25 protein-coding genes and 1 tRNA gene are annotated in these 25,428 nt (G+C 71.3%); 4 read left to right on the plus strand and 22 right to left on the minus strand.

The genetic code is table 11. From position 1 onward, the window contains the following. Positions 1–4 precede the first annotated feature (4 nt). From atpA to ADL08_RS38530, 21 genes are all read right to left on the minus strand, one after another. Entirely contained in the window at positions 5–1,603 is a 1,599-nt protein-coding gene (gene atpA, locus ADL08_RS30250; RefSeq protein WP_053648598.1) for a F0F1 ATP synthase subunit alpha, read from the minus strand. Positions 1,604–1,754: 151 nt separating this feature from the next. Further along, positions 1,755–2,570: a F0F1 ATP synthase subunit delta gene (locus ADL08_RS30255; protein ID WP_053648600.1), complete on the minus strand. Its 816-nt coding sequence runs from the start codon at positions 2,568–2,570 to the stop codon at positions 1,755–1,757. Further along, on the minus strand, positions 2,567–3,112 hold the full coding sequence (locus tag ADL08_RS30260; protein ID WP_053648602.1) for a F0F1 ATP synthase subunit B: 546 nt from the start codon (positions 3,110–3,112) through the stop codon (positions 2,567–2,569). The genes ADL08_RS30255 and ADL08_RS30260 overlap by 4 nt, the downstream gene beginning before the upstream one ends. 38 nt (positions 3,113–3,150) lie before the next feature. Next, entirely contained in the window at positions 3,151–3,384 is a 234-nt protein-coding gene (atpE, locus tag ADL08_RS30265; RefSeq protein ID WP_010474382.1) for an ATP synthase F0 subunit C, read from the minus strand. A 90-nt stretch (positions 3,385–3,474) separates the two neighbouring features. Next, a complete protein-coding gene (gene atpB / locus ADL08_RS30270) occupies positions 3,475–4,284 on the minus strand; it encodes a F0F1 ATP synthase subunit A (RefSeq protein WP_053648604.1) in 810 nt (269 codons plus the stop codon). A gap of 222 nt (positions 4,285–4,506) precedes the next feature. Further along, complete coding sequence (locus ADL08_RS30275) at positions 4,507–4,920, minus strand: hypothetical protein (protein ID WP_053648605.1); 414 nt, start codon at positions 4,918–4,920, stop codon at positions 4,507–4,509. Between the two features lie 262 nt (positions 4,921–5,182). After that, positions 5,183–6,496: an MraY family glycosyltransferase gene (locus ADL08_RS30280; RefSeq protein ID WP_053648658.1), complete on the minus strand. Its 1,314-nt coding sequence runs from the start codon at positions 6,494–6,496 to the stop codon at positions 5,183–5,185. Positions 6,497–6,603: 107 nt separating this feature from the next. Further along, positions 6,604–7,851, minus strand: a complete 1,248-nt coding sequence (glyA, locus tag ADL08_RS30285; protein WP_053648606.1) for a serine hydroxymethyltransferase — start codon at positions 7,849–7,851, stop codon at positions 6,604–6,606. A gap of 112 nt (positions 7,852–7,963) precedes the next feature. Next, entirely contained in the window at positions 7,964–8,611 is a 648-nt protein-coding gene (locus ADL08_RS30290) for a low molecular weight phosphatase family protein (protein WP_053648608.1), read from the minus strand. Then, the gene (locus ADL08_RS30295; protein WP_053648610.1) at positions 8,608–9,255 is read right to left on the minus strand and encodes an L-threonylcarbamoyladenylate synthase; all 648 of its coding nucleotides are present in this window, start codon (positions 9,253–9,255) and stop codon (positions 8,608–8,610) included. The genes ADL08_RS30290 and ADL08_RS30295 overlap by 4 nt, the downstream gene beginning before the upstream one ends. A gap of 49 nt (positions 9,256–9,304) precedes the next feature. Further along, positions 9,305–10,186 (minus strand): peptide chain release factor N(5)-glutamine methyltransferase, encoded by an 882-nt coding sequence (gene prmC / locus ADL08_RS30300; RefSeq protein ID WP_199837118.1) that lies wholly within the window; start codon positions 10,184–10,186, stop codon positions 9,305–9,307. Positions 10,187–10,277: 91 nt separating this feature from the next. Further along, positions 10,278–11,354 (minus strand): peptide chain release factor 1, encoded by a 1,077-nt coding sequence (gene prfA / locus ADL08_RS30305; RefSeq protein ID WP_053648614.1) that lies wholly within the window; start codon positions 11,352–11,354, stop codon positions 10,278–10,280. Positions 11,355–11,450: 96 nt separating this feature from the next. Next, a complete protein-coding gene (gene rpmE, locus ADL08_RS30310) occupies positions 11,451–11,675 on the minus strand; it encodes a 50S ribosomal protein L31 (protein WP_030218896.1) in 225 nt (74 codons plus the stop codon). 135 nt (positions 11,676–11,810) lie between these two features. After that, entirely contained in the window at positions 11,811–12,878 is a 1,068-nt protein-coding gene (locus ADL08_RS30315) for an LCP family protein (RefSeq protein WP_053648616.1), read from the minus strand. A 216-nt stretch (positions 12,879–13,094) separates the two neighbouring features. Continuing rightward, a complete protein-coding gene (rho, locus tag ADL08_RS30320; RefSeq protein ID WP_420709572.1) occupies positions 13,095–15,179 on the minus strand; it encodes a transcription termination factor Rho in 2,085 nt (694 codons plus the stop codon). 414 nt (positions 15,180–15,593) lie between these two features. Continuing rightward, positions 15,594–16,511 carry a homoserine kinase gene (gene thrB, locus ADL08_RS30325; protein WP_053648620.1) on the minus strand — a complete coding sequence of 306 codons (918 nt, stop codon included), beginning with the start codon at positions 16,509–16,511 and terminating at the stop codon, positions 15,594–15,596. Positions 16,512–16,837: 326 nt separating this feature from the next. Beyond that, positions 16,838–17,908, minus strand: a complete 1,071-nt coding sequence (thrC, locus tag ADL08_RS30330) for a threonine synthase (protein ID WP_053648623.1) — start codon at positions 17,906–17,908, stop codon at positions 16,838–16,840. Between the two features lie 6 nt (positions 17,909–17,914). Further along, complete coding sequence (locus ADL08_RS30335) at positions 17,915–19,216, minus strand: homoserine dehydrogenase (protein WP_199837119.1); 1,302 nt, start codon at positions 19,214–19,216, stop codon at positions 17,915–17,917. 144 nt (positions 19,217–19,360) lie between these two features. After that, positions 19,361–20,752: a diaminopimelate decarboxylase gene (lysA, locus tag ADL08_RS30340; protein WP_053648625.1), complete on the minus strand. Its 1,392-nt coding sequence runs from the start codon at positions 20,750–20,752 to the stop codon at positions 19,361–19,363. A gap of 16 nt (positions 20,753–20,768) precedes the next feature. Beyond that, positions 20,769–21,764, minus strand: a complete 996-nt coding sequence (nrtL, locus tag ADL08_RS30345; protein WP_053648626.1) for an ArgS-related anticodon-binding protein NrtL — start codon at positions 21,762–21,764, stop codon at positions 20,769–20,771. 94 nt (positions 21,765–21,858) lie between these two features. Then, positions 21,859–22,437: a response regulator gene (locus tag ADL08_RS38530; protein WP_234352317.1), complete on the minus strand. Its 579-nt coding sequence runs from the start codon at positions 22,435–22,437 to the stop codon at positions 21,859–21,861. 160 nt (positions 22,438–22,597) lie between these two features. Between ADL08_RS38530 and ADL08_RS30355 the strand changes: the two genes are divergently transcribed. From ADL08_RS30355 to ADL08_RS30365, 3 genes are all read left to right on the plus strand, one after another. Continuing rightward, a tRNA-Arg gene (locus ADL08_RS30355) sits at positions 22,598–22,669 on the plus strand. A gap of 518 nt (positions 22,670–23,187) precedes the next feature. Further along, the gene (locus tag ADL08_RS30360) at positions 23,188–23,880 is read left to right on the plus strand and encodes an HAD-IA family hydrolase (RefSeq protein ID WP_053648629.1); all 693 of its coding nucleotides are present in this window, start codon (positions 23,188–23,190) and stop codon (positions 23,878–23,880) included. Positions 23,881–23,910: 30 nt separating this feature from the next. Next, on the plus strand, positions 23,911–24,165 hold the full coding sequence (locus tag ADL08_RS30365) for a hypothetical protein (RefSeq protein ID WP_053648661.1): 255 nt from the start codon (positions 23,911–23,913) through the stop codon (positions 24,163–24,165). A 15-nt stretch (positions 24,166–24,180) separates the two neighbouring features. Here the strand turns inward: ADL08_RS30365 and ADL08_RS30370 are convergent, their stop codons facing one another. Beyond that, positions 24,181–24,405 carry a hypothetical protein gene (locus ADL08_RS30370; protein WP_053648631.1) on the minus strand — a complete coding sequence of 75 codons (225 nt, stop codon included), beginning with the start codon at positions 24,403–24,405 and terminating at the stop codon, positions 24,181–24,183. A 225-nt stretch (positions 24,406–24,630) separates the two neighbouring features. Here ADL08_RS30370 and ADL08_RS30375 point away from each other — a divergent pair, with 225 nt between their 5' ends. Further along, entirely contained in the window at positions 24,631–25,404 is a 774-nt protein-coding gene (locus ADL08_RS30375; protein ID WP_053648633.1) for a thioesterase II family protein, read from the plus strand. The last annotated feature ends 24 nt before the right edge of the window (positions 25,405–25,428 follow it).

Genomic DNA, 25,428 nt, shown 5'->3' on the forward strand with positions numbered 1-25,428 from the left:
GTCGTCACTTCGAGACGTTGACGGCGGCAGGAGCGTCCTCGCCCAGCAGCTTGCCGTCAGAGGTCTCGAACTGCTTCTTGAACTCCGCGATCGCGTCGGCGACGGACTGCAGCGTGTCGTCCGACATCTTGCCGCCCTCACGGATGGAGGTCATGAGGCCCGAGTGGTTCTGGCGCAGGTACGCCAGGAGCTCGGCCTCGAAGCGGCGGATGTCGGCGACCGGGACGTCGTCCATCTTGCCGGTGGTGCCGGCCCAGACGGAGACGACCTGGTTCTCGGTGGGCATCGGCTGGTACTGAGCCTGCTTGAGCAGCTCGACCATGCGCTGTCCACGCTCCAGCTGCGCCTTGGAGGCCGCGTCCAGGTCGGAACCGAAGGCGGCGAACGCCTCCAGCTCACGGAACTGGGCGAGGTCCACGCGGAGGCGGCCGGAGATCTGCTTCATCGCCTTGTGCTGGGCGGAGCCACCGACACGCGAGACCGAGATACCGACGTTCAGGGCCGGACGCTGGCCGGCGTTGAACAGGTCGGACTCCAGGAAGCACTGGCCGTCGGTGATGGAGATGACGTTGGTCGGGATGAACGCCGACACGTCGTTCGCCTTGGTCTCGACGATCGGGAGACCGGTCATCGAACCGGCACCCAGCTCGTCCGAGAGCTTCGCGCAGCGCTCCAGGAGACGCGAGTGCAGGTAGAAGACGTCACCCGGGTAGGCCTCACGGCCCGGCGGGCGGCGCAGCAGCAGGGACACGGCGCGGTAGGCGTCGGCCTGCTTCGACAGGTCGTCGAAGACGATCAGGACGTGCTTGCCCTGGTACATCCAGTGCTGGCCGATGGCGGAACCGGTGTACGGCGCCAGGTACTTGAAGCCGGCCGGGTCGGACGCCGGGGCGGCGACGATCGTCGTGTACTCGAGCGCACCGGCCTCTTCCAGGGCGCCGCGAACGGACGCGATGGTCGAGCCCTTCTGGCCGACGGCGACGTAGATGCAGCGGACCTGCTTGTTCACGTCGCCCGAGCGCCAGTTGTCACGCTGGTTGATGATCGTGTCGACGCACAGCGCGGTCTTGCCGGTCTGACGGTCGCCGATAATCAGCTGACGCTGGCCGCGGCCGACCGGCGTCATGGCGTCGACGGCCTTGTAGCCGGTCTCCATCGGCTCGTGCACCGACTTACGGGCCATGACGCCCGGGGCCTGCAGTTCGAGGGCGCGGCGGCCCTCGGTCGCGATCTCGCCGAGACCGTCGATCGGGTTGCCGAGCGGGTCGACAACGCGGCCGAGGTATCCCTCGCCGACACCGACGGAGAGGACCTCGCCGGTGCGCTGCACCGACTGTCCCTCCTCGATGCCGCTGAACTCGCCGAGGACGATCGCGCCGATCTCGCGCTCTTCGAGGTTCAGCGCGAGACCGAGGGTCCCGTCCTCGAACTTCAGCAGCTCGTTCGCCATGGCCGAGGGAAGACCCTCGACCTTCGCGATACCGTCACCGGCCAGGCTGACCGTGCCGACCTCCTCGCGCGAGGCCGCGTCCGGCTGGTACGACTGGACGAAGTTCTCCAGTGCGTCCCGGATCTCCTCCGGCCGGATCGTGAGCTCCGCCATCTGGGTTCCCTGCTCTCCTTGTTGGGCCCGAAGTTTCTTAAGGGGTCTGGGGGCCGACCCCCAGGAATCTTCTGCAATCTCTGCACGGCCCAACCGGGCCGCTGGTGATGCTGTGATGCTTTTCTGCTGTGGTGACCGCTGCGGTGACGCGTCAGCCGGCCAGTCGACGGGTCGCCTCGTCGAGGCGCTCCGCGATCGAACCGTTGATGACCTCGTCGCCGACCTGCACGGTGATCCCGCCGAGGACCGAGGGGTCCACGTCCAGGTTCAGGTGCATCGCGCGGCCGTACAGCTTGGCCAGGGCGGCACCGAGGCGCTGCTTCTGCCCGTCCGACAGCGGCACCGCCGAGGTGACGACCGCGACCATCCGGTCCCGGCGCGCCGCGGCGAGCTTGGACAGGGACTCGAGTCCCGCTTCCAGGCTACGTCCCCGGGGCTGGGTCACCAGACGGACGACCAGACGCTCGGTGGTCGCGTGGGCCTTGCCGCCCAGCAGGCTGCGGAGCAGCGCGCCCTTGGCGGTGGCCGTGGCGGCCTTGTCCGTCAGCGCCGAGCGGAGCTCGTTGCTGGAGGACACGATCCGGCCGAAGCGGAACAGCTCGTCCTCGACACCGTCCAGTGCGCCCGCCTTCTGCGCCGCGGTGAGGTCTGCGGTGTTCGCCAGCTCCTCGGTCGCGTCGGCCAGGTCGCGCGAGCGCGACCAGCGGGAGCGGACCATGCCGGAGACCAGGTCGGCGGTCTCGCCGCCCACCTGACCGGTCAGGAGTCGCTGCGCGAGTGCGGCCTTGGCCTCACCCGACTGGGCGGGGTCGGTCAGGACCCGGCGCAGCGACACCTCGCGGTCGAGCAGCACGGTGACGGCGGCGAGCTCGTCCGCGAGCTTCGTCGCGTCGACCGGGGTGTTGTCGGTCAGCGCGTCGAGGGACTCGCGTGCGGCGGCCAGTGCCTCACGGCTCGCTCCGTTCATCGGACGGCCTCGGCCTTCTCCTCGAGCTCGTCGAGGAAGCGGTCGATCGTGCGGCTCTGGCGGGCGGTGTCCTCGAGGGACTCGCCGACCAGCTTGCCGGCCAGGTCGGTGGCGAGCTTGCCCACGTCCTGACGCAGCGACGCCGACGCGGCCTTGCGGTCCGCCTCGATCTGCGTGTGGCCGGCCGCGATGATCTCCTCGCGCTGGCGCTGGCCTTCCGCCTTCATCTCCTGGATGATCGCGGTGCCCTGCTCCGTCGCCTCCTGGCGAAGACGCGCGGCCTCGTGGCGGGCCTCGGCGAGCTGGGCCTTGTACTGCTCCAGCACGCTCTGAGCCTCGATCTGGGCCGACTCGGCCTTCTCGATGCCACCCTCGATGGCCTCGCGGCGCTCGTCCAGAACCTTGTTGATGTTCGGGAGGAGCTTCTTGGCGAGGAAACCGAAGACGATGACGAAGGCGATCAGGCCGATGACGAGCTCGTCGAGATGCGGGATGAGCGGAGGCTGCTCCTCCGCCGCTGCCGCAAGAAGCAGAGCGTTCACATCAGTGCCTTCCGTAAAAGTTGGGCTGTCGGTCCGGCTTACTTGTAGACGAAGCCCATGACGATGCCGATGAGGGCGAGCGCCTCACAGAAGGCGAAACCCATGATCTGGTTGGTGCGGATCAGGCCGGCAGCCTCGGGCTGGCGGGCGAGGGCCTGGGTGCCGTTACCGAAGATGATGCCGACGCCGACGCCGGGGCCGATGGCCGCGAGGCCGTAGCCGATGGAGGCGACGTTTCCGTTGACGGCGGCGAGAGTCTCGAGAGCGGACATGCCGGTTCTTCCTTCTCTTTCAAGGACCCGGTGGGGGTTGGCCACCGGACGACTGTTGGTTGGGGGTGTGCTGCCGGGTCAGGGCCGGACTCAGTGGTGCTCGGAGAGCGCGCCCTGGACGTAGCTGCAGGCCAGGAGCACGAAGACGTACGCCTGGACGGCCTGGATGAAGAGCTCGAAGGCGGTCATCACGAGGACCATCACGAACGAGGCGCCGGCGTAGACGAAGCCCAGGCCGTTCATGAGGTACCAGGTGGCGAGCGAGAACATCACGATGAGCAGGTGACCGGCGAACATGTTCGCGAACAGTCGGACCGCGTGCGTGAAGGGCCGGATGAGCAGGTTCGAGAAGAACTCGAGGACGACCACGAGCGGCAGGATGGCGCCGAGCGACTTGTCGTAACCGACGATGTTCTTCCAGCCGCCCACGAAGCCGTGCTTCTTGAAGGTGAGCGAGATCCACATGAAGTACACGATCAGCGCGAGACCGGCCGGGAAGGCGATCAGCGAGGTGACCGGGAACTGGGCGAGCGGAACGATCGACCAGAGGTTCATGATCCAGACGAAGAAGAACAGCGACACCATGAAGGGGACGTACTTCTCGCCGTCCTTCTTGCCGATGATCTCGTAGACGATGCCGCGGCGCACGAAGTCGTAACCGGCCTCGCCGACCATCTGGAGCTTGCCGGGGATCAGCTTGGGCTTGTTGAAGGCGGCCCAGAAGAACCCGACGACCACGATCGAACCCAGGATCGCGAGCAGCATCGGCTTGGTGAAGTCGAAACCGCCCACGGAGAAGATGGGCTCGTACATGAACGTGTGCAGGCCCGGCGCCGGGAAGCCACATCCGGTGAAGATGTGGCAATCCGGGTCGAAGGCAAGCGTCTGGTCAGCACTCACCGCGGGCTCCTTCAGCGTGGCGCATAGGTACGGCAACCTCGTTGTGTCGGCGCGGCACGCAGCCGCGGGTCGGCACTGGACTGGTCTTACGGATAAGGGGGCGGCGGTCAGGCATCGAGCCTCGCGCTGGGACAGGCGTCTCGGATGCCCGCGCCCGCAGTGCCGCAGTTGGCACCGGACGATAGCAGGAAGCCGAAGGCGGCTTTATCCCGGCCCTACCCTTCACGACTTCGAACCCGACTTCTCGGGCTCGACATACATGATCTTGGCCTTCATGTAGGCCCTGGCCTGTGCCCCGACCCACACGACGGTCGTCGCGAGCAGGGTGAAGGCGAAGGCCTTGAAGTCGAACAGCGTGGTGTCCTTGAACAGGAACAGGAACGTGAAGAGCAGCAGCAGCTGAGCCACGTACAGCAAGAGGCCCATCGCCTGGAACAGGTGCGGCAGCGACTTCGCGGTCCGCTGCAGGACCACCAGCCCGATGCCCATGAAGAGGACCACGACCAGCGTGCCGGCGACGGCGCCGAGCGCACCCTTGCCACCGGCGACCACCCCGCTGACGACCGTGGCGATGACGCCGACGGCAGCGGTGGGTACGGCGGCGTGCAGCAGGATGCGTGCGTCGTTGGACGGCATGGCGGTGTCTCCGCTTGATGGAGGGGGCGATGGTGTCGTCATGGACGAGCGTAATCCCGGTCCGAGGTGGGTCTCGGGGCCAACGGACCGTCGCACTACGGTCTTTCGGCACTGTCGCCGGGTCTCGTGAACGGTATCACAAACTATTTGAATAGGTCTTTACCCATAAGGTGTGCCAGTTGTCACACATGAGAGTTACACCGCGCGTGTGTGCACGACAGCGGGGCACCTTGTCTGGTAATGCCCGCCGCCGCGGCTTTCGTCAACTCGGCGTTCCGGCCTTCCGCCGGTCGGTGAAGCGCGCGCGGTTGCCGATGGCGGTGGCGCCGTTGATCCCGGCGGGCACCGGGACCCGCTCCTCCTCGGCCGCGGCCGGCTCCAGGGCCGCCTCCGCGGCGGGGGCCGGCCCGCGGCGCCGGTAGCGGGGCGGCACGACGGACTCGGCCCAGCGGGGCGCGCGCGGCGTGAACCGCGGCATCAGGAGCAGCACCAGGCCGATCGCGCTGAGCGCGACGACCCCGAGGACGATCCACATCGAGGTCGAGTGGACCGAGTACGCCAGCGTCCCGAAGGCGATCAGGGCCGACCAGAAGTACATGATCAGCACCGCGCGGCTGTGCGAGTGCCCGATCTCCAGGAGCCGGTGGTGCAGGTGGCCGCGGTCGGCCGCGAACGGCGACTGGCCCTTCCAGGTGCGGCGCACGATCGCCAGGACCAGGTCCGCCATCGGGATCGCGATGATCGTCAGCGGCAGCACGAGCGGGATGAAGACCGGCAGGGCGGCGTGGGTGGCCTCGCGGGTCGAGCCCTCGAAGAGCTTCAGCACGTCGGGGTCGACCTGGCCGGTGATCGAGATGGCGGAGGCCGCCAGGATCAGGCCGATCAGCATCGAGCCCGAGTCGCCCATGAAGATCCGCGCCGGGTGCATGTTGTGCGGCAGGAAGCCCAGGCACATGCCCATGAGGATGGCGGTGAAGAGGGTCGCGGGGGCGGCGGCCTCGATCGTGTAGCCGTACCAGAGGCGGTAGCCGTACAGGAAGAAGGCGGTGGCGGCGATGCAGACCATGCCGGCGGCGAGGCCGTCGAGGCCGTCGACGAAGTTCACCGCGTTGATGGTGAGCACCACCAGGGCGACCGTGAGGAGCGTGCCCTGCCCGGGGGTCAGGGAGACGACGCCGACGCCGGGGATCGGCAGCCACAGGATCGTCAGACCCTGGGCGACCATCACGCCCGCCGAGATCATCTGCGCGCCCAGCTTGATGAGCGCGTCCAGCTCGAACTTGTCGTCCAGGACGCCGATCAGCCAGATCAGCGCCGCGCCGGAGAGCAGCGCCCGGGGCTCGTTGGACAGCTCGAAGACGCTGCTCAGGTTCTGCAGGTGGGCGGCGACGAGCAGGCCCGCGCACAGCCCGAAGAACATGGCGATGCCACCGAGCCGCGGAGTCGGTTCTCGGTGTACGTCGCGGGCGCGGATCTCCGGCATCGCCCCGGTCGCGATGGCGAACTTGCGCACCGGTCCGGTGAGCAGGTAGGTCACCGCGGCCGTGACGCAGAGCGTCAGCAGGTAATCACGCACGGGCTGCCCCACAGGAATCGCTGGCCATCTCAGCCCCACACCCTAGCCGTGCCGTCCATGTGCTGGGAGACACGCGGGCCGCCCGGACGGTTGCGCCGGGGGCCAGATCAGTGTGCGTACGGCGGAAATCGGCCGGTCAGCGCGCGTACTTCCGCCCGCACCCGGGCCGTCTCCGCGGGGTCGTCGCGGAGCGCGGCGGTGAACAGACCGGCGATCCTGGCCATTTCGGTGGCGCCCATGCCCTGGGTGGTGACGGCGGCCGTGCCGAGCCGGATCCCGCGCCCCTCCCCGTGCGGGAGCGCGCAGGTGTCGAGCACGACGCCGGCGGCGGCGAGCCGGGTGCGGGCGGTGCGCCCGTCGACGCCGAGGGGGGCGGGGTCGGCGGTGATGAGGTGGGTGTCGGTGCCGCCGGTGGTCAGCGCGAAGCCCTCGGCGGCGAGGGCGGCGGCGAGGACGCGGGCGTGCTCGACCACCCGGTGGGCGTACGCGGTGAACGCGGGCGTCTCCGCCTCGCCGAAGGCCACCGCCTTCGCCGCGATCGTGTGCATCTGGGCGCCGCCCTGGCTGAACGGGAACACCGCCCGGTCGATCCGTCCCGCGAGCTCCTCCCCGCACAGGACCATTCCGCCGCGCGGGCCGCGCAGCACCTTGTGGGTGGTGGCGCAGACGACGTCGGCGTACGGGACGGGGTTGGGGGCCGCTCCCCCGGCGACCAGGCCGATGGGGTGGGCCGCGTCGGCGATGAGGTAGGCGCCGGTCTCGTCGGCGATCTCGCGGAAGACCGCGTAGTCGGGGTGGCGGGGGTAGGAGATGGAGCCGCAGACGATCGCCTTGGGGCGGTGGTGGCGGGCGAGGGCGGCGACCTGTTCGTAGTCGACGAGGCCGGTCTCGGCGTCGACGCCGTACGGGACGAAGTCGAACCAGCGGCCGGAGAAGTTGGCGGGCGAACCGTGGGTGAGGTGCCCGCCGTGCTCCAGCCCCATGGCCAGGACCGTGTCACCGGGCCTGAGAAGGGCCGCGTACGCCGCCAGGACGGCCGAGGAGCCGGAGTGGGCCTGCACGTTCGCGTGGTCGGCTCCGAAGAGCGCGGTGGCCCGTTCCACGGCGATCCGCTCGACGGCGTCGGCGTACTCGCAGCCGCCGTGGTGCCGGGCGCCGGGATAGCCCTCGGCGTACTTGTTGGCGAGCGGGGAGCCGAGGGCGGCGAGGACGGCGGGCGAGGTGAAGTTCTCCGCCGCGATCAGCTGGAGGCTGTCGGCCTGCCGCCGCTCCTCGCCGAACAGCACGTCGGCGACCTCCGGGTCCTGCCGGCGCAGGACGTCGAGCTCGTCGTCGGGGGGCGCGGTGACCGGCATGGCTGACTCCGGGCGTGGAGGGATGTCAGCACCAATGTAGGTACGGGCCGCCGGACGCGCGCGCCGAGGACCCGGCGCCGCGCCGTCACCCCGGTCAGCGCCGTCACCCCGGTCAGCGCCGCGCCGTCACCCCGGTCAGCGCCGTCACCACGGGGTCCAGGGCCTGGTTGATCTCGTCGCCGATCGAGCGGAAGAACGTGATGGGGGCGCCGTACGGGTCGTTGACCTCGTCCGCGTCCGGGGACGGGGCCAGGAGCCACCCGCGTAGAGCCGCGGCGGCGCGGACCAGGGCCCGTGCGCGTTCGACCATGCCCTCGTCGCGCGGGTCCGGGAGCGTGGCCGGGTCGATGGCGCGGACCAGGCGGGTGAACTCCTTCAGGGTGAAGGTGCGCAGGCCCGCCGAGTGGCCCATCGAGATGACCTGCGCCCGGTGGTCGCGGGTCGCCGTCAGGACGAGGTCCGCGCGGATGACGTGCTCGTCGAGGAGCTCGCGGCCCACGAAGCCGGTGTGGTCCGCGCCGAAGTCGGCGAGGACCAGCTCCGCGTTGGCCTCCATCGGGGCGCCCTCGTGGCCCCAGGTGCCCGCGCTCTCCACGATCAGGCCGCCGCCGAGGGGGTCCCCGAGCCGGTCGCACAGGGCGTGGCGGGTCAGCCGCTCGGTGATCGGCGAGCGGCAGACGTTGCCGGTGCTGACGTGGAGGATGCGGAAGGTGTCGCTGTCGTCGTGCCCCGCTATGCCACGCCCCTCAGGGGCGGTCAACTGGCCACCTCGAGGTCGGGTACGACCTTCCGGAGCTCCTCCGCGGAGAGCGCTCCCTGCCGCAGCAGCACCGGCACCGGTCCGGTCACGTCGACGATGGACGAGGGCACGTTGCCGGGCGTCGGGCCGCCGTCGAGGTACACGGAGACGGAGTCGCCGAGCATGTTCTGCGCGGCGTCGCAGTCCTCCGGCGACGGGTGGCCGGTGAGGTTGGCCGAGGAGACGGCCATCGGGCCGACCTCGGTGAGCAGCTCGATCGCGACCGGGTGCAGCGGCATCCGGACGGCGACGGTGCCCCGGGTGTCGCCGAGGTCCCACTGGAGGGACGGCTGGTGCCGGGCGACCAGGGTCAGCGCGCCGGGCCAGAAGGCGTCGACGAGCTCCCAGGCCTGCTCGGAGAAGTCGGTGACCAGGCCGTGCAGGGTGTTCGGGGAGCCGATGAGCACGGGCGTGGGCATGTTGCGGCCGCGCCCCTTGGCGGCCAGCAGGTCCGCCACGGCCTCGCTGCTGAAGGCGTCCGCCCCGATCCCGTACACGGTGTCGGTGGGCAGCACGACCAGCTCGCCCCGGCGGACGGCGGACGCGGCCTCGCGCAGGCCCGTCAGTCGGTCGGTCGCCTCGTTGCAGTCGTATCGCCGTGCCATCAGTTCCCGGCCTCCTCGTACGCGTGGTTCGTCATGGCGGTCGCGCCGTTCACGGCGTCGCCTTGCGGGCGGTCGCGAAGCGCGGCCGGTTGTTCAGGTCGGGGTGGTCGGCGGCGTCCGCCCAGCCGGCCTCCTCGTTGAAGATCCACGGCACCTGGCCGCCCTGGGTGTCCGCGTGCTCGATGACGACGAGGCCGCCGGGGCGGAGCAGACGGTGGGCGGTGCGCTCGATGCCGCGGATGGTGTCGAGGCCGTCCTCGCCGGAGAAGAGGGCCATCTCGGGATCGTGGTCGCGGGCCTCGGGCGCCACGTACTCCCACTCGGTGAGCGGGATGTACGGCGGGTTGGAGATGACCAGGTCGACCTGGCCGTCCAGCTCGGGCAGGGCGCTCAGCGCGTCGCCCTGGTGGACGGTGACGCGGGAGCCCTCGGCGTTCTTCCGGGTCCAGACGAGGGCGTCGTCGGAGAGCTCGACGGCGTGCACGCGGGAGCGCGGCACCTCCTGGGCCATGGCGAGGGCGATGGCCCCGGAGCCGGTGCACAGGTCGACGATGAGCGGTTCGACGACGTCCATGGCGCGCACGGCGTCTATGGCCCAGCCGACGACCGACTCGGTCTCCGGCCGGGGCACGAAGACGCCGGGCCCCACCTGGAGCTCCAGGTAGCGGAAGAACGCCCGCCCGGTGATGTGCTGGAGGGGTTCGCGGGCCTCGCGGCGGGCGACCGTCTCCCAGTAGCGGGCGTCGAAGTCGGCGTCCTTGACGTTGTGCAGCTCCCCCCGCTTGACGCCGTGCACGAACGCGGCGAGCTCCTCGGCGTCGAAGCGCGGGGAGGGGACGCCGGCGTCGGCCAGCCGCTGGGTGGCCTGGGCCACCTCGGCAAGCAGCAGACTGCGGGGACCTGGGGGTCGCCCCCCAGAAAGTGACTGCACGCTGGTCCTCCGTGGTGCGGGGTGGGGCTTGAGGAGGCCCGTAGGGCCCGGTGCGGGGCCTCACGGGCCGTACGGCCTTTGTGCGGGCGCCTTACGCGGCGGCGAGCTTCGCCGCCGAGTCGGCGTCGACGCACGCCTGGATCATCGTGTCGAGGTCGCCGTCGAGCACCTGGTCCAGGTTGTACGCCTTGAAGCCGACGCGGTGGTCCGAGATGCGGTTCTCCGGGAAGTTGTACGTCCGGATCTTCTCGGAGCGGTCGACGGTGCGGACCTGGCTGCGGCGGGCGTCGGCGGCCTTGGACTCGGCCTCCTCCTGCGCGGCGGCGAGGAGCCGGGAGCGCAGGATGCGCATGGCCTGCTCCTTGTTCTGGAGCTGGCTCTTCTCGTTCTGGCAGGAGGCGACGATGCCGGTCGGCAGGTGGGTGATGCGGACGGCGGAGTCGGTGGTGTTGACCGACTGGCCGCCGGGGCCGGACGAGCGGTAGACGTCGATGCGCAGGTCGTTGGCGTGGACCTCGACCTCGACCTCCTCGGCCTCGGGCGTGACGAGCACGCCGGCGGCGGAGGTGTGGATGCGGCCGGCGGACTCGGTCGCGGGGACGCGCTGCACGCGGTGCACCCCGCCCTCGTACTTGAGCCGGGCCCAGACGCCCTGGCCGGGCTCGGTGGCGCCGTTGCCGCCCTTGGTCTTCACGGCGACCTGGACGTCCTTGTAGCCGCCCAGCTCGGACTCGGTGGCGTCGATGATCTCGGTCTTCCAGCCGACGCGCTCGGCGTACCGGAGGTACATGCGGAGCAGGTCGCCGGCGAAGAGCGCGGACTCGTCGCCGCCGGCGCCGGCCTTGATCTCCAGGATGACGTCCTTGTCGTCGCTGGGGTCGCGCGGGACGAGGAGCAGGCGGAGCCTGTCGGTCAGCCCCTCCCGGTCCTTCTCCAGCTGCTTGACCTCGGCGGCGAAGTCGGGGTCGTCGTGCGCCAGCTCGCGGGCGGTCTCGATGTCGTCACCGGTCTGCTTCCAGGAGCGGTAGGTGGCGACGATCGGGGTCAGCTCGGCGTAGCGCTTGTTGAGCTTGCGCGCGTTCGCCTGGTCGGCGTGGACCGAGGGGTCCGCCAGCTTCGTCTCGAGGTCGGCGTGCTCGCCGACCAGTTCCTCGACCGCCTCGAACATTCGGGGGCTCCTGGTTTTCGTCAGTTGCTACGGGGACGCCAAAGCGCCGGTCCCGGCCACCCGCGCGGGGCGACCGTGGACCGGCGCAGGGGCTCGCTACTTGTTGGCGGAGCCGGCGGCCTTGCCGAAGCGGGCCTCGAAGCGGGCGACGCGGCCGCCGGTGTCGAGGATCTTCTGCTTGCCCGTGTAGAACGGGTGGCACTCGGAGCAGACCTCGGCACGGATGGTGCCGTCGGTGAGGGTGCTACGGGTGGTGAACGACGCGCCACAGGTGCAGCTGACCTGGGTCTCGACGTACTCGGGGTGGATCTCGCGCTTCAAGGTGTCTCCTATGTTCCGGGAGGGCACCGGGTCGCTACCGCGGGTTGCGGCATGCGTGAACCGGGGCCGACGTACCAGTCTGCCAGGACCGGCCGCATCTCCCCAAACCGGGGTCGGGCCGGAGGTATTCCCGGGCTACCTCACGACGCCCTCGGCCGCTCCGGTGGCGGTGCCCTTCGTCGCGGCGGCGGGAACGGGCAGATCGGCCCTGAGCGCCTTCCAGACCTGCCCGGACTGCTGCTCCAGGGGGACGACGCGGTTGGGGTCGATCCGGTCGTACGCGACGGGCAGGGTGACCATGTGGACGTTCTGGGCGCCGATGCCGGAGAGGCCCTTGGCGAAGCCCGCCAGTTCCTGGACCGAGTCGAGTTCGGAGTCGGGGGTGATGGCCTTGGTGGCGGCGTCGGCGAGGCCGAGGAGCCTGCTCGGGTTCGTCAGGACGCCGACGTCCTTGACCTGCTCGACGAAGGCCTTCATGAAGGCCTGCTGGAGCTGGATGCGGCCGAGGTCGCTGCCGTCGCCGACGCTCTTGCGGGTGCGGACGAGGCCGAGGGACTGCTCGCCGTCGAGGGTGTGGGGGCCCGGTGCGAGGTCGAGGTGGCTCTTGTCGTCCCTGATGCGCTCGGTGGTGGTGATCTCGACGCCGCCGAGCTCGTCGATGAGCTTCTTGAAGCCGGTGAAGTCGACCTCGACGTAGTGGTCCATGCGGATGCCGGACATCGCCTCGACGGTCTTCACGGCGCAGGCGGGGCCGCCGACCTCGTACGCCGTGTTGAACATGGCGCGGCGCCGGCCGGGGACGTCGGTGCCGTGCGCGTCGGTGCAGTCCGGCCGCTCTATGAGGGTGTCGCGGGGTATGGAGACGACGCTCGCCCGCTTGTGGCCCTCGTGGACGTGGACGACCATCGCGGTGTCGGAGCGGGCGCCGCCCTCGTCCTTGCCGTAGGCGTCGTTGTCGCCGGAGCGCGAGTCGGAGCCGAGGACGAGGATGTCCAGGGAGCCGTCGTCGACGTCGACGGGGCGCTGGGGGCCGAGCTGGGCGTTGATGTCGACGCTCTCGATGTTGGCGTCGAGCTTCTGGTAGTAGGCGTAGGCGAGCCCGGCGCCGCCGAGGACGAGGACCGCGAGGATCCCCGTGACGAGGATCGGTGCCCTGCGGCGCCGGCCGCCGTCCGTACGGCCGCTGTTCGTCTTCTCGGTCATCGCCCCAACCCCCGGCCTTCGGCCCTAGATTCACCTCCTGTGACGGCGGGGCGACCGAAAGGGTTGCACGCGGAATCCGCCGGGTTCGGGCGTCCGGGCGGGGAGAAACACCGCGCCCACCGTGCGGACACGGTGGGCGTGGTGGTCGGCGCAGCTCACGGCGGGGGCGCGGGCCGGAGCCCGGTCCGCCGTGTGACGTGGATCTCGTGGACCGCGTCAGTCGTTGTTGTTCGCTCCGGGGGTGGTCTTCTGGATCTGGAGGAGGAACTCGCCGTTCGACTTCGTCTGCTTCATCTTGTCGAGGAGCAGTTCGATCGCCTGCTGCTGGTCGAGCGCGTGCAGCACGCGGCGGAGCTTCCAGGTGACGGCGAGCTCGTCGCTGCCGAGGAGGATCTCCTCCTTGCGCGTGCCCGAGGCGTCGACGTCGACGGCCGGGAAGATGCGCTTGTCGGCGAGCTTCCGGTCGAGCTTGAGCTCCATGTTGCCGGTGCCCTTGAACTCCTCGAAGATCACCTCGTCCATGCGCGAGCCGGTGTCGACGAGCGCGGTGGCCAGGATGGTCAGCGAGCCGCCGTCCTCGATGTTGCGCGCGGCGCCGAAGAAGCGCTTCGGCGGGTAGAGCGCGGTCGAGTCGACACCACCGGACAGGATGCGGCCGGAGGCCGGGGCGGCGAGGTTGTACGCGCGGCCCAGGCGGGTGATCGAGTCGAGCAGGACGACCACGTCGTGACCCAGCTCCACGAGGCGCTTGGCGCGCTCGATGGCCAGCTCGGCGACGGTGGTGTGGTCCTCGGCCGGACGGTCGAAGGTCGAGGAGATGACCTCGCCCTTGACCGACCGCTGCATGTCGGTGACCTCTTCCGGACGCTCGTCGACCAGGACGACCATCAGGTGGCACTCGGGGTTGTTGACCGTGATCGCGTTGGCGATGGCCTGCATGATCATGGTCTTGCCGGTCTTCGGCGGGGCCACGATCAGACCGCGCTGGCCCTTGCCGATCGGTGCGACGAGGTCGATGATCCGCGTGGTCAGCACGCCCGGGTCGGTCTCCAGGCGGAGCCGGTCCTGCGGGTAGAGCGGGGTCAGCTTGTTGAACTCCGGGCGGCCGCGGCCGGAGTCGGCGGCCATGCCGTTCGCGGAGTCCAGGCGGACCAGCGCGTTGAACTTCTCGCGGCGCTCGCCCTCCTTCGGCTGGCGCACGGCACCGGTGACGTGGTCGCCCTTGCGCAGGCCGTTCTTGCGGACCTGGGCGAGGGAGACGTACACGTCGTTCGGACCGGGCAGGTAACCGGAGGTCCGGATGAACGCGTAGTTGTCGAGGATGTCGAGGATGCCCGCGACGGGGATCAGGACGTCGTCGTCCGCGACCTGCGGCTCGCCGGCCTGGAAGTCGTCGCGGCCACGGCGCCCGCGGCGGTCGCGGTAGCGGCCGCGACGGCCCCGGCGGCCGCCGGCCTCGTCGTCGTAGTCGTCCTGCGGACCGGCCTGCTGGCCGCCCTGCTGACCCTGGCCGCCGCCCTGACCCTGCCCCTGGCCCTGGCCCTGGCGCTCCTTGCGCTGGCCGCCCTGGCCGCCGCCCTGCTGGTCGTCGCCCTTGCGGTCGCGCTGGCGGTCACGGCGGTCGCGCTGGCGGTCACCGCGCTCGCCGCGGTCCCGGCGGCCGCGGCCCTCGGCGCCCTCGGCGCCGTCGGTGCGGGTGTCGGTCTGCGTCTCGGCCCTGACCTCGCGGGTCTCGGTACGGGCTTCCGTACGGGCCTCGGTCTTGACGGCCTGGGCGCTCTCGGCCCCGCCCTCCGGCGAACCGGCGGGGGCGGTGGCCCGGCGGCGGCGGCGCTCGCCGGCCGGCTGCTCGTCGCCGGCGCCCTGCTCCGACGGAGTCTTGGGCGAGGGCTGGCCCGGGATGTCGATCTGCTGCTGGGCGGCCTTCTCGGCCTTCTCCGCCTTGGGGGCGGGGGCCTCGGCGGCCGGCTCGGCGGCGGTCTCGCCCGTACGGGCCTTGGAGGTGGCGCGGCGCTTCGGCTTGGTGTCGGCGGCGTCGGCGGTCTTGGCGGGGGCGGCGGAGCCGCCTCCGGCCTGCGCCTCCTTGATGACCTCGATCAGCTGGCTCTTGCGCATCCGCGCGGTGCCCCTGATGCCGAGGCCGGACGCGACCTGCTGCAGCTCGGCCAGGACCATGCCCTCGAGGCCGGTGCCGGAGCGGCGGCGCCGTGCGGTGCCGCCGGTGGCAGCACCTGCGGCGGGCGCGGCGTTGTCGACACTGCTGTCGGCAGTCACGCCCATCAGATCGGTGGTGTCGCTCACGAAGGGTCCTTCCCTGGAGCGGACGTCGGCCATCTGGCTCGGCGACCGGTTGTGCTGTCCGGCAGGGTCCTGGTGTGTGGACCGAGTCCGGGGCGGTGGTCCCGCCGGGTGCGGCGGAAGAGAGGAAACGTGCTGTGGGTCCGGCCCGAGGCCCCCTGCTCGGCCCTCACGAGAGAAGAGCGAGGGGTGTCGTGCCGGTTCCGGAGCGTGCTCGAAACTGCTCAGGCGGGCTGCTCAGGCAGTTGGGGAGGCTCCCGGAAGAATGGGTGGTCCCTGAGGGGACACTCCGCACCGCTCCACAAGGAGGTCGGGTGCAGACTTGAGATTAACACTACCGGCTCCAACAAACATTCCCCCTCTCCCTCACCGGCAATCTCCCGACCGGGACGCCGCCCGGCGCCCCGGCCCCGTCACCTAGGGCGCCAGCGGCAGGACGCTCGCGCCGGGGGCGTCGAGGTCGAGCCGGTTCGCGGCCCATCCGTCGCCCGCGAGCAGGGCGACCTTGTCGGCGGTCCCCCGCTCCGCGAGGGCGAGCACCGTGGGGCCCGCGCCGGAGATGACCGCGGGGACGCCGTCCGCCCGCAGCCGGTTGACCAGGGCGACGCTCTCGGGCATCGCGGGGGCGCGGTACTCCTGGTGCAGCCGGTCCTCGGTGGCCGCGAGCAGCAGCTCGGGGCGGCGGGTCAGGGCCTCGACGAGGAGGGCGGCGCGGCCCGCGTTGGCGGCGGCGTCCACGTGCGGGACGGTGCGCGGCAGGAGGCCGCGCGCGGTCTCGGTCAGTACGGGCTTCCCGGGGACGAAAACCACCGGAACGATGGAATCGGAGGGGTCCATCCTGATCGCCCGCGCGGCGCCGGACTCGCTCCAGGCGAGCGTGAATCCGCCGAGGAGACAGGCGGCGACGTTGTCGGGGTGGCCCTCGATCTCGGTGGCCAGCTCCAGGAGGGCGGCCTCGTCGAGCCGGGTGTCGCCGCCTATGGTCACGGCGCGGGCGGCGACGATGCCGGCGCAGATGGCGGCGGAGGAGGAGCCGAGACCGCGGCCGTGCGGGATGCGGTTGGCGCAGACGACCTCCAGGCCGCGCGGCTGTCCGCCGAGCAGGTCGAAGGCCGTGCGCAGGGAGCGTACGAGCAGGTGGCTCTCGTCGCGCGGGAGCGTCTCGGCGCCCTCTCCGGCGATGTCGACGTGCAGCCCGGAGTCGGCGACCCGGACGACCACGTCGTCGTAGAGCCCCAGCGACAGGCCGAAGGCGTCGAAGCCCGGGCCGAGATTGGCGCTGGTGGCGGGGACGCGCACTCGTACGGCGGCGGCGCGGAACGCTGGACCGGCCATCGCTCGTTGACTCTCCTTGATTGCGACAACGGGTGTTTCAACGGGTATTTCAAGAGAAGTACACCGGGACCCGGCGGGCCGTTTCGGCCACGGGGGCGACAACGGCAACGACACCGCGCATATGCGTCGGGGCGGGTCGGTACAGCCTATCGAAGGAAGGTTCTGTGGCGACATAGGGCGCACAGGAGGCGCACGATGCGTGTCGCGGGCCAACCTGTGCCCCTCTGGGCGTTCCTGATCCGGTTTCGATCAGTGGTCCTCCCCGTACAGGGGACGGTTCGGCGGGGACCGCGTCCCCCGCCCGTCCCCCGTACGGAGGAGAAGGATCAGGCCAGGCCGAGGCGCTCGGCGGCGGCGACGGCGTCGACCGGGACGGTGACGGGCTGCGGCGCGCCGGCGACGGCCCAGTCGGGGTCCTTGAGGCCGTTGCCGGTGACGGTGCAGACGATCCGCTGGCCGGGGTCGACCTTGCCCTGCTCGGCGGCCTTCAGCAGACCGGCGACCGAGGCGGCCGAGGCGGGCTCGACGAAGACGCCCTCCTGTGCGGCCAACAGGCGGTAGGCGCGCAGGATCTCACGGTCCGTCACCTCGTCGATGAAGCCGCCCGACTCGTCGCGCGCGGCGATCGCGTAGTCCCACGAGGCCGGGTTGCCGATGCGGATCGCGGTGGCGATCGTCGACGGGTCCTTGACGACCTCGCCGCGTACGAGCGGGGCGGAGCCGGAGGCCTGGAAGCCCCACATGCGCGGGCGGCGGGTGGCGAGGCCGTCCTCGGCGTACTCGCGGTACCCCTTCCAGTACGCGGTGATGTTGCCCGCGTTGCCGACCGGGAGGACGTGGATGTCGGGGGCGTCGCCCAGCATGTCCACGATCTCGAACGCGGCGGTCTTCTGGCCCTCGATGCGGACCGGGTTGACCGAATTGACCAGCGCCACCGGGTAGTTGTCGGAGAGGCGGCGGGCCAGGGTGAGGCAGTCGTCGAAGTTGCCGTCGACCTGGAGGATCTTCGCGCCGTGCACGAGGGCCTGGCCCATCTTGCCGAGCGCGATCTTGCCCTGGGGCACGAGGACGGCGGACACCATGCCGGCGCGGACCGCGTAGGCGGCGGCGGAGGCGGAGGTGTTGCCGGTGGAGGCGCAGATGACGGCCTGCGCGCCCTCCTCCTTGGCCCGGGTGATGGCCATGGTCATGCCCCGGTCCTTGAAGGAGCCGGTGGGGTTGGCGCCCTCGACCTTGAGGTGCACCTCGCAGCCCGTGCGCTCGGAGAGGACCTGAGCCGGAACGAGCGGCGTACCGCCCTCACGGAGCGTGACGACCGGCGTCGTGTCCGTGACCGGAAGGCGGTCCCGGTACTCCTCGATGATGCCGCGCCACTGGTGGGTGCCCTTGCTGGTCATGGGTCCTTACTCCCCTTCAACACGCATGATGCTGGCGACACCGCGCACGGTGTCGAGCTTGCGCAGCGCCTCGACGGTCCCGGAGAGGGCGGCGTCGGGCGCGCGGTGGGTGACGACGACGAGGGACGCCTCGCCGCCTCCGTCCGGTCGGCCGTGCTGGCGCACGGTGTCGATCGAGACGCCGTGCTCGGCGAAGACCGTCGCGACCTGGGCGAGGACGCCCGGCTTGTCGGCCACGTCGAGACTGATGTGGTACCGCGTGACGACCTCGCCCATGGAGCTGACGGGCAGCTGGGTGTACGCGGACTCCCCGGGGCCGTTGGCCTCGTTGAGCTTGTTGCGGCACACGGCGACGAGGTCGCCGAGCACGGCCGAGGCGGTCGGCGAGCCGCCGGCGCCGGGGCCGTAGAACATGAGCCGCCCGGCGGCCTCCGCCTCGACGAAGACCGCGTTGTACGCCTCGCGGACGGAGGCCAGCGGGTGGCTGAGCGGGATCATCGCGGGGTGCACGCGCGCGGTGACGGACCCGCCGTCGGCGGCCCGCTCGCAGATGGCGAGCAGCTTGATGGTGCAGCCCATCTGCTTGGCGGAGGCGAAGTCGGCGGCGGTGACCTCGGTCATGCCCTCGCGGTAGACGTCGTCGAGGCGCACGCGCGTGTGGAAGGCGATCCCGGCGAGGATGGCGGCCTTGGCGGCGGCGTCGAAGCCCTCGACGTCGGCGGTCGGGTCGGCCTCGGCGTACCCGAGGGCGGTGGCCTCGTCGAGCGCCTCGGAGTAGCCGGCGCCGGAGGTGTCCATCTTGTCGAGGATGAAGTTCGTCGTGCCGTTGACGATGCCCATCACCCGGTTGATCTTGTCGCCGGCGAGGGACTCGCGCAGCGGCCGGACGAGCGGGATGGCGCCGGCGACGGCGGCCTCGTAGTACAGGTCCTGCCCGTGCCGCGCGGCGGCCTCGTAGAGGGCCGCGCCGTCCTGGGCGAGCAGCGCCTTGTTGGCGGAGACGACGGAGGCGCCGTGCTCGAAGGCGGCGGTGATGAGGGTGCGGGCCGGCTCGACGCCGCCGATGACCTCGACGACGACGTCGATGTCCCCCCGTTTGACCAGGGCGGTGGCGTCGGTGGTGACCAGCTCCGGGGCGATGCCCTCGCGGACCTTGTCGGGCCGGCGGACCGCCACGCCGGCGAGCTCGACCGGGGCGCCGATGCGCGCGGCGAGGTCGTCGGCGTGCGTCGTCATGATGCGCGCCACCTCTGAGCCGACCACTCCACAGCCCAGCAGCGCCACCTTCAGCGGACGCGTACGCATCATCCGACCTCGTTTCTCGTACTACTTCGTATTTCTACGTTCGTGTCTCTACGGTCCCTACGGTGAGGACCAGTCTCACTCACCGGACGGGGGTTTCCGCCCTTTGTCCGGATCGTGAGACATCGATTCCATCACCCGACTATTTCATCATCCGACGTCCAGACGCAGGAGATCTTCCTCCGTCTCGCGGCGGACGATGACGCGCGCCTCGCCGTCGCGGACGGCGACGACGGGCGGGCGGAGCGCGTGGTTGTAGTTGCTGGCCATGGAGCGGCAGTACGCGCCGGTGGCCGGGACGGCGAGGAGGTCGCCGGGGGCCAGGTCGGAGGGCAGGAAGGCGTCCCGCACGACGATGTCGCCGCTCTCGCAGTGCTTGCCGACGACGCGGGAGAGCATCGGCTCGGCGTCGCTGGTCCGCGAGACGAGGCTGACGCTGTACTCGGCGTCGTACAGGGCGGTGCGGATGTTGTCCGACATGCCGCCGTCGACGCTCACGTACGTCCGCAGCCCGTCGAGGGGCTTGATCGTGCCGACCCGGTAGAGGGTGAAGGCGGTGGGCCCGACGATGGCCCGCCCGGGCTCGACGGAGATGCGGGGGGTCCGCAGCCCGGCGGCCTCGCACTCCCGCGTGACGATCTCGTTCAGCGCCTTGGCGATCTCGTGCGGCTCGCGCGGGTCGTCCTCGGAGGTGTACGCGATGCCGAGGCCGCCGCCGAGGTCGATCTCGGGCAGCTCGACGCCGTGCTCGTCGCGCACCTCGGTGAGGAGCTGGACGACGCGGCGGGCGGAGACCTCGAAGCCGGCCATGTCGAAGATCTGCGAGCCGATGTGCGAGTGGATGCCGACGAGTTCGAGCCCGTCGAGCTCGAGCGCCCGGCGCACGGCCTCGGCGGCCTGCCCGCCGGCGAGCGCGATGCCGAACTTCTGGTCCTCGTGGGCGGTGGCGATGAACTCGTGGGTGTGGGCCTCGACGCCGACGGTCACCCGGATCTGCACGCGCTGCCGCTTGCCGAGGGACTGCGCGACGTGGGCGACGCGGACGATCTCCTGGAAGGAGTCGAGCACGATCCGCCCGACGCCGGCGCTCACCGCCTTCTCGATCTCCTCCTCGCTCTTGTTGTTGCCGTGGAAGGCGATGCGCTCGGCGGGCATGCCGGCGGAGAGGGCGGTGGTGAGCTCGCCGCCGGAGCACACGTCGAGGTTCAGCCCCTCCTCCTCCAGCCACCGCACGACGGCGCGGGAGAGGAAGGCCTTGCCGGCGTAGAAGACGTCGGCGTCCGGGCCGAAGGCCTCGGCCCAGGCGCGGCAGCGGGCGCGGAAGTCGTCCTCGTCGAGGAAGTAGGCGGGGGTCCCGAACTCCTCGGCGAGGTCGGTCACCTTGATCCCCCCGACGGTGGCGACCCCGTGCTCGTCCCGCCCGACGGTCCGGGACCACACCTTGGGGTCGAGGACGTTGAGGTCGGTGGGCGGGGCGGAGTAGTGGCCCTCGGGGAGGACGTCGGCGTGGCGGGGCCCTGCGGGGTGGGCGGAACGGCTCATGTCTGCGTCTGCTCTTTCAGATCCGATCGGGTGCGCTGATGCCGAGCACGGAGAGGCCACCGGCGAGCACCGTCCCGGCGGCTTCGGCGAGCGCGAGCCGGGAACGGTGGGCGGCCGAGGGTTTCTCGTCGCCGAGCGGCAGCACGGTGTGCTGGAACACGAGCAAGGCGTCGGCGACGGCTTCGAGGTGCCGGGCGACCCGGTCGGGGGCGCGGTGGCGGGCGGCGGCGAGGAGCGCGGGGGGGTGGTCGCGGAGGGCGCCGAGGAGCGGGGCGGCTTCGTTGGGGTCCCCGGAGCCACCGGGGTCGCCGAGGTCCCCGGGTTCGGGGGAGAACCCGAGCTGCCGTGCGTTGACGAGCAGCCGGCGGGTGCGGGAGTACGCGTACCGGACGCGGAAGAGGGGGTTGCGCTCGTGCGGGACGAGGAGGGGGGCGGGGTCGAGGGGCCGGTCGTGGGGCGCGGCCCGCAGGAAGGCCCACCGGAGGACGTCGCTCCCGAAGGAGGGGTCGCACTCCCCGGGACGCACGTGGAGCCGCTCGCCGTACCGCCCGACCTCGACGTCGGCCCCCTGGGAGCGCAGCAGCCGGGCGAGGACCTCGGTCACGACGGCGTCGCGGGGCGCGGCCGTATCGGCGAGCGGGACGACGGTCCCGGCGAGCTCGGTGCCGTGCCCGTACGACGTCCCGGCGGCCAGGACCTCCCGTACGAGATCGGCGTCGGCGTCGGCGTCCGCGCGCAGGGTGAAGTTCAGGAACCCGGGCCCGGTGATGTCGACGGCCCGCAGCCCGGCGACGTCACGGAGCCGCTCCTCCAGGATCCCGGCGACGTCGAGGGCGGTGCGCCCGGCGGGCCGGGCGAGGGTGAGCGCGATGTTGCTGGCGTACTCCCCCACGCCCCCGGGCCGGGCCCGCTCGACCTTCGCCCGCGGGGGGACGTCGACCCGCAGAGCACCGTCGTCGACCGCGCGGCGTACGGCGCGCAGCACGGTGAGGGAGAGGTCCGCGGGGGTCACGGGTCAAGCCTAGGGGAGGAGGGGGGGCCCGACGCGAACCGGTTTCGCCATGCGGGCAACGGGGTACGGGCGGGCCTCGCGGCCCAGGGGGAGATCAGTCGGCGAGGGGGTCGCCGCAGCCTTCGACGGCGCCGTCGAGAAGACCGCGGGGAAGTCCGTCCGGAAGCCCCTCGGGAAGGCCGTCCGGGAGGCCTTCCCGAAGGCCGTCCGGGGACCCGTCGGCCACGGCCGGCTTCGGCCCGAGGACCGCGGCCGGTTCCTCTCCGCCGTCCTGCCCGGCCACGTCGGGGCGCTCCCGCCGCTCGCGGCGCATCAGCTGCCGCACGACACGGACGAGCTCGGTGGGCTCGAAGGGCTTGGAGAGGAAGGCGTCGACCCCGGCGGGGGCGGCCCCGCCGGCGACCTCGTCGCAGGCGCTGATGATGGCCACCGGCAGATGCCGGGTCCGCGGATCGGCCCGCAGCCGCTCGGCCGTCCTGATCCCGTCGAGGCGGGGCATGACGACGTCGAGGGTGACGACATCGGGCCGAACCCGGTGCACGACATCCAGACACTCGGCACCATCAGCCGCGGTCACGACCTCGAACCCCTCGAGTTCGAGATTGACCCTGATCAACTGCCGGATCACCTTGTTGTCGTCGACAACGAGCACCCGGCCGGAGGCGCCTGACACACGAACGAGAGTAGGCCGCCCCCGACGACCACGTCCGGCTTTTCCCCACTTCTGACCCGTGCGGGGGACACACCCCCTCGTGACACCCCGGAAATACCTGTTCACAGGCACGCCCCGGGAGCTGGTAGGGTTCTACCCGTCGCCGCCGAACGCGGGGGACGCCCCCGTAGCTCAGGGGATAGAGCAACGGCCTCCGGAGCCGTGTGCGCAGGTTCGAATCCTGCCGGGGGCACTTCGCAGAAGTGCCACACAGACCCCGTGATCAGCGGAAACGCTGAGCGCGGGGTCTTGTTGTGTGGGTGGGTAGGGGTGACGGGGCCCGTGGGCGGGGTCATCCGTTGATCTCGTGGAGCAGGGCGCCGTTTTCGTCGTTGAGTTCCAGGGCGTGAGGAAGCCCCAAGTCGCTGAGGAGGCGGCTGAGGTCGACGCGTCGTGGTGGTCGCGCGGGACGCCGCGGACGTTGTTGCCCGTGTCGGTCCAGGGGCGGTCGAGCGTCGGGCCTTCGTCGGAGGTGTCCATGCCCGGAGTGTGCGGCAGGCGCCCGGTCGGGGGCACTCGTATTCCCTTGAGGTGTTTTCGGTGCCGCGGTTCGTCGGGGTGTGTTCTTCGGTTCGTGCCCGATCCGTCTGCATAAGGTCGTCGTCCCGGGCGAGACGGTCGGGACGTACTGCCTCGTGGGCGAGGGCACCGGTCTCTTCGCCGGTCGGTCGGCGGGGCTGTGGTGCGGCAGCACCGGAAGGGATTTCGGCCTTGACTCACGCCGACCTGCTCATCGAGACCCTGGCGAACGCCCGTGTCGTCCTCTTCGACTTCGACGGGCCCGTGTGCGACGTGTTCGCGGGACTGCCGGCGGCCACGGTCGCGCGGGAGCTGGTCTCGCTCCTCGCCGCCCGGGACGCGGCCGCGGGCGCGAAGGCCGCCCGGACGGACGACCCTGTCGAGGTCCTGCGCATCGCGCACGAAGCCGATTCCGAGCTCGGGCAGGAGATCGAGCAGGCCCTGACGGCCGCCGAGGTGCGGGCCGTCGCGCTGGTCGGGCAGCCGACCCCGGGAGCGGCGGAAGCGCTTCGGGCGGCGCGTGCGGCCGGCCGGGGAGTGGCGGTGGTGAGCGACAACTCCGCCGAGTGCGTACGGGCCTTCCTGGAGCTCCACGGCTTGCGGGAGTGCGTCACGGCGATCGTGGGCCGCCCCTCCGAGCAGCCGCACCTGATGAAGCCGAACCCGTTCCCGCTCATCACGGCGGCCGAGCAGATGCACATCGACGTCACGAGCTGCACCCTGATCGGCGACTCCCTCACCGACGTCCAGGCCGCTCATGCGGCCGGCGCGACGGTCATCGGCTACGCCGGCCGGTCCCGCGACGCAGGTCTCTTCGATGAGGCGCGGGCCGACGTCGTCATCGAGCACATGCAGGACGTCGCCGACGCGCTCACGGCGGAGTAGGCGTGCGGAGCGCCCTTGTACCGTGACCACGTGGACGAAGAACCCGTACTCATCGAGCTCACGCCGGACCAGGCCTTCGTCCTGTCCGATTGGCTGTACGAGGTGATGATGGAGTCCGGCAAACTGGACGCCATCGTGCCGGATCGCGCTGTCTGGTCCGGGATCTACGCGATCTCCGGAACTCTGGAGAAGAAGCTCGCGGGGATCTTCGCGCCCGACTACGAGGAGCGTCTCGCGGCCGCCCGCGGCCGTCTGACGGAGGCCATGGGCGGCGGCGAACAGTGACGCCCCGGGCGTGGCTTACACGGAGGCCCGGTAGAGGCTCAGGTGGCCGTCGGCGAAGAGCTGCACGTAGCCGCACGAGCAGCAGATCAGTCCGGTGGCCGACTCGTTCGCCCAGGCCAGGTTGAAGAACTCCATCCCGGTGCTGTTCAGCTTCACCTCGCGCTCGCGGAAGACGTCACCCTTGCAGACCAGGCAGCGGATCTTCTTCTCGCCCACCTGTGCGTGCACCGGCTTGGCCATGTTCCCCCCAGATGTTTCGGTCGTGCGTCTCGGTCGTGCGTTTGGGTCTTGAGGCGGTGGACATGCGCCTCGTCGTCTCCACTCTGGCACGACGACCCGGGCCGGACATTGCCCGTGACCGGCAGTCTTGACCCGTGCCCGGTGCCGGATCGGGCGGTGCTTCTACGATGCCTTGGCAGCGGCCCGGGCGGCCGGGGTCCTCGGAGTGCGGTGAGGTGGGTCGGAATGGGTCGATCGCGTGACGTCTGGCTGCGGCGCTTCCCCCTGGGCGCGGGAGCGCCGGGCGGAAGCGCCGCGGGGTGCGAGCTGGTGTGCTTCCCGCACGCGGGCGGCTCCGCCTCCTACTGGCGGCCCCTCGCCGCGGCGCTCTCCCCCGCCGTCGACGTGTCGGCCGTGCAGTACCCGGGGCGGCTGGACCGGCTGCACGAGGCGCCGGTGGAGGACCTCCACCGGCTGGCCGACCTGGTCGCGGAGGCGCTGGGCCCGCCGGGCGGCCGTCCCCGGGCGCTGCTCGGACACAGCATGGGGGCCTCGCTGGCGTACGAGGTCGCCGTGCGGCTCGCCCGGCTGCCCGGCGGCGAGCCGGACCTCCTCGTCGTGTCGGGGCGTCGCGCGCCCGCCGCCGCCGGGTGGCGGGCCCGGCACGTGCCGCTCACGGACGACGAACTCGTTTCGCGCGTACGCGGGTTGGGCGGGACGGAGGCCGCGGTGTTCGACGAACCCGACCTGCTGGAGCTGGTCCTGCCCGCCCTGCGCGGGGACTACCGCGCTCTCGCCTCGTACGAGGACACCGCGGGCCGGCCGCTCACCTGCCCCGTCGTCGCCCTGGCCGGTGACCGGGACTCCGAGGCGACCGCCGAGGAGGTCGAGGCCTGGGGCGGGCACACCTCGGGCGCCTTCCGGACGCACGTCTTCGAGGGCGGCCACTTCTTCCTCTCCGAGCACGCTCGGGAAGTGGCCGAACTGGTTCGCGGCCTGCTGCCGACCCGCGCCGGCTGAGCACGGACACGCCTGGGCCCGGGC

The organism is Streptomyces sp. NRRL F-6492, assembly GCF_001280125.1.
In the GTDB taxonomy this organism is placed as follows: domain Bacteria; phylum Actinomycetota; class Actinomycetes; order Streptomycetales; family Streptomycetaceae; genus Streptomyces.